This is a genomic window from Nostoc sp. CHAB 5715 (assembly GCF_020829685.1).
In the GTDB taxonomy this organism is placed as follows: Bacteria; Cyanobacteriota; Cyanobacteriia; order Cyanobacteriales; family Nostocaceae; genus Nostoc.
This window is the reverse complement of sequence record NZ_JAIVFR010000820.1, coordinates 1-3,480: the sequence shown is the minus strand read 5'-3', so window position 1 is coordinate 3,480 and position 3,480 is coordinate 1. Positions and strand designations below refer to the sequence as shown.

Below are 3,480 nucleotides of genomic sequence, written 5' to 3'. Positions count from 1 at the left end.
ACGGGGCACGTCGGAACCTTTGCGCTTGACGCAAGCAACGCTTCTGGAGAATCGACCTCTGTCCTAGTTGGTGCAAACCTGCTTGGGTAAGTTGGCTCACTCAGAGAAGAATCCCCCGCATTCATGCATGGGGAGTGTCAATTGTTATATGGCATTCGCCTTTGAAAGAAAACTTTTCGATTTACTGAAATTATGCAGAAATTGAAGTTCAGATGTGGTGAGATCGCGCCATTGACCCAATTGTAGGTCATCTAATTGTAAGTGGGCTATGCTGATCCTGACCAGTCGCAAAGTCGGAAACCCTACAGCCGCAGTCATACGCCGTACTTGGCGGTTTTTTCCCTCTGTCAAAGTCATTTCCAGCCAAGCTGTCGGTACATTTTTGCGAAATCTAATCGGCGGATTGCGTTCAGGTAACTGTGGTTCTTGTGGTAAAATCCTAACTTCTGCTGGTTGAGTGCGGTAATCTTGAATTTCCACACCTGTTTGCAATTTTTTTATCGCATCTGCATCTGGAATTCGCTCTACCTGTACCCAGTAAGTACGTTTATGACCAAAACGCGGATGGGCGAGACGATGTTGCAATTGCCCATCGTTCGTTAACAGCAGCAACCCTTCACTATCCCAGTCTAAGCGTCCCACAGGATACACATCAGGTACATCAATATAATCTTTCAGGGTGCTATGTGTGGGAGCATCTTTTGTAAACTGGCACAGAACGCCATAGGGTTTGTAAAAAATAATATATCGGTAATGATTTGTCATTTGTCATTTGTCATTTGTCATTTGTCATTTGTCATTGGGCATTAATCAATAATTCTTCTTCCCCTGCTCCCTCATCTCCCTCATCTCCCTCATCTTCCCCTGCAAGAACTGCCCCCTCTCAATACTTCTCGGTTAAGCCCAAAATCAGGTAGATTAACAGTTATTCCTTAACAGATAATAGCTTTTCTGCGGAACATTACGCATAGCTTGCTTCGCTTGAACCAAGGATTGAATTTTCCTCCTGTCCTTTCAATTTTGGATTTTAGATTCTTTAATCCAAAATCTAAAATCTAAAATCTAAAATTTCTCTGCCTCTTGCCTCATCCCAACGATAAATATTCACGCCGACCTACTTAACTGAAGTACATATATATCTTCCGCATAGGTAATAGTAATGTATCCTCAATTTCCTGCCGGACTTCGCGGCTCACATAACAATCACTATTTAGACATTCAACCAGTAGCTTATTTGCGTCGTAATACTGCTTCAATAGTTCATTTTGAGAGTCGCTAAATTGCCAGTTGTGACCGATATTGCGATGTTCAATCATTGCACTTCTAAGTTTTTCAGACCAAGCTTGACCGTTTTCTTGCCACCATTGCACGAACAACTTTTCATCTTTTGGGTTAGGGATTTGCTCTTTGAGTTGTTGCAGTAATTGCTGTAGCTGTGGACTGTAAGCTCGGCCTAGGACTCCATCGAGGGCGCGGACGCGGACAAGTGAGCGAATGATAGCTCCATCTGGGGCTTTAGCAAGTGCGCGATCGAGGTTGGGGGCGAAGTTGAGGTTGAGGGCGCGATCAATAGCGAGGTCAAGGGAGCGATCGAGAGCAAGAGCAAGAACAAGGTCGAGAGCGAGGTCTAGATCGAGGGCACGAACACGGTCAAGGGAGCGACCAAGGGCAACGTAGAAGGCTCGAACAGCAGCAGATTTGTAGGAGGCTTCTATAGAACAAGATTTTTCTTCAACCCAAGTCAAAAACTTCTGTAATTTATCATCTGCTGCTAGCAGAGCATCAATATTGTATTTCATTAACTGCAACAATTTATCTGCATTTTTTAACATTGCTACTGTTAGTAGAAAAACTTCCTGCCAACGTTTTTCACTAATATGATTAACTAAAGTTGTGCAGAGATTATCAGTATTAGAACTGTAAACAATCTCTCTAGCTGTGAAAAACTCTTGAAATGTGAGATGAGAAAAAGAATAAATGCTTCTTGCTCTTTCTACTAATAAGCCATGTTGTGCCTCAATAGACTTGAGTACCATTTCACTATCTATTCGTAATGCTTCTAGGTCAGTTTTAACTTGAGGTAAATTGCGTATATAGTTTTCAATATATTGCTGTATATCTCTTTGCTTAAAAAAGTATTCGTTGCGCTCAAATGTAGTCCATGCAACTTGACTAAGTAAATCTTCTTTATGCTTAACTGATAACTTTTTATAAATATCATCTCCACGATCGCGCACAATACCGCGTTTAGCATCCCATTTTCTCAGTAGCGTATGAATAGCTCTATTGTATAATTCTGCACGGTCAGAAGGAAAGTCGCCAGAATCGGCAAATTCCAAACATAGCAAGGTCAGCAGTAAAGGATTATTTGCTAATTCTTTAATTGGCTTATTTATCTCTAACTGTCGCTGGAATCTTTTAGACGCTTCTAAATCATTTTTTTGCTGAAACCATTTATTAATAAATATTTCTATTTGTTGATGATCGAAATCAGCTACTTCTACCTCGGTAAACTGTTCAAAAGTATATTCTCTAGCTGCTATCCGACAAGTAATAACAAAATTATTATGATAATATTGCTCTGAAAAAACCTTAATTTGATTAATAACCCAACTACTATCTTCTTCTCTAACCTCATCTAAACCATCAAGTAAAATCAGAAATTTACCACTTTTGATAATCTCAGTTATTTGAATATCGTTTATCGTTCTATTAATAATCTGTTTGATAATATAATCTTGTAGTTTTAGTCTGTTTTCAGTTTCAGCAAACTCTTTAAGCGGAATAAAAAGAGGAATATAATCTTGTTTAAATTCTCCGGCAATGCATTGAATCGCTAAATACTTAAGAAAAGTTGTTTTTCCGGCACCTGGTTTACCCAAAACCATTAACTTAGAATGACGTTTTACTGCCTCTATTCCTGGAATACGTGCTTCTGTTACTTTGCACAAACCGAAGCGGTCAAATTCATCTAATTTTAGACTCTTCAAGTTCTGCTGTAATTCTTCAAGGCTTAACCCTCTGCGTCCAACTATTTTCTCTAGGATGTTGACGTTAGTATATATATCATTTAATCCAATGGGCTGCTCCATATCCAGCACCTTGACTTTGCCGCAGCGTTCTTGGAGATAAGATTTGATTTTTTGCCGTGCTTTTTTTACCAAGTCTTTGATTTCTGTTTCAGAAATACAAGTTGGATTAACTATTTGATTGGAAGATATAGAATTCTCTGCTACTTTATGCAAGTTACGTCTGTAGCGTCCTAATGCTGAGTGAAAATTACTTTTATTAACTGTATTATCCTCTAATGCTTGTCTAAGAATTTGCCATAATTCTTGACCGGCATTTTTTACATATTGAGGACTATAGTTATATTTATTTGCTATTTCTTCATAAGTTGTATTGTGCCAACTTTCTTTTAGTAGCTGTTCTTGCATATCAGTCAAGAACTTCCCTGACTTACTAAATACTGCTTCATTG

At 39.0% G+C, this 3,480-nt stretch carries 3 protein-coding genes; 1 reads left to right on the top strand and 2 read right to left on the bottom strand.

The window, feature by feature from the left end:
• Nucleotides 1-144: 144 nt before the first annotated feature.
• Nucleotides 145-765, bottom strand: coding sequence for an rRNA large subunit pseudouridine synthase E (locus tag LC574_RS31885; protein WP_229457571.1), 621 nt, complete (start codon nucleotides 763-765; stop codon nucleotides 145-147).
• On the opposite strand from LC574_RS31885, the gene LC574_RS31880 reads away from it, so the two are divergent.
• Entirely contained in the window at nucleotides 759-917 is a 159-nt protein-coding gene (locus tag LC574_RS31880; RefSeq protein ID WP_229457570.1) for a hypothetical protein, read from the top strand. The two genes, LC574_RS31885 and LC574_RS31880, sit on opposite strands and share 7 nt — an antisense overlap.
• A gap of 201 nt (nucleotides 918-1,118) precedes the next feature.
• On the opposite strand, the gene LC574_RS31875 is transcribed toward LC574_RS31880, so the two are convergent.
• A partial coding sequence (locus tag LC574_RS31875) for an NACHT domain-containing NTPase (protein WP_306422185.1) occupies nucleotides 1,119-3,480 on the bottom strand: 2,362 nt, incomplete at its 5' end.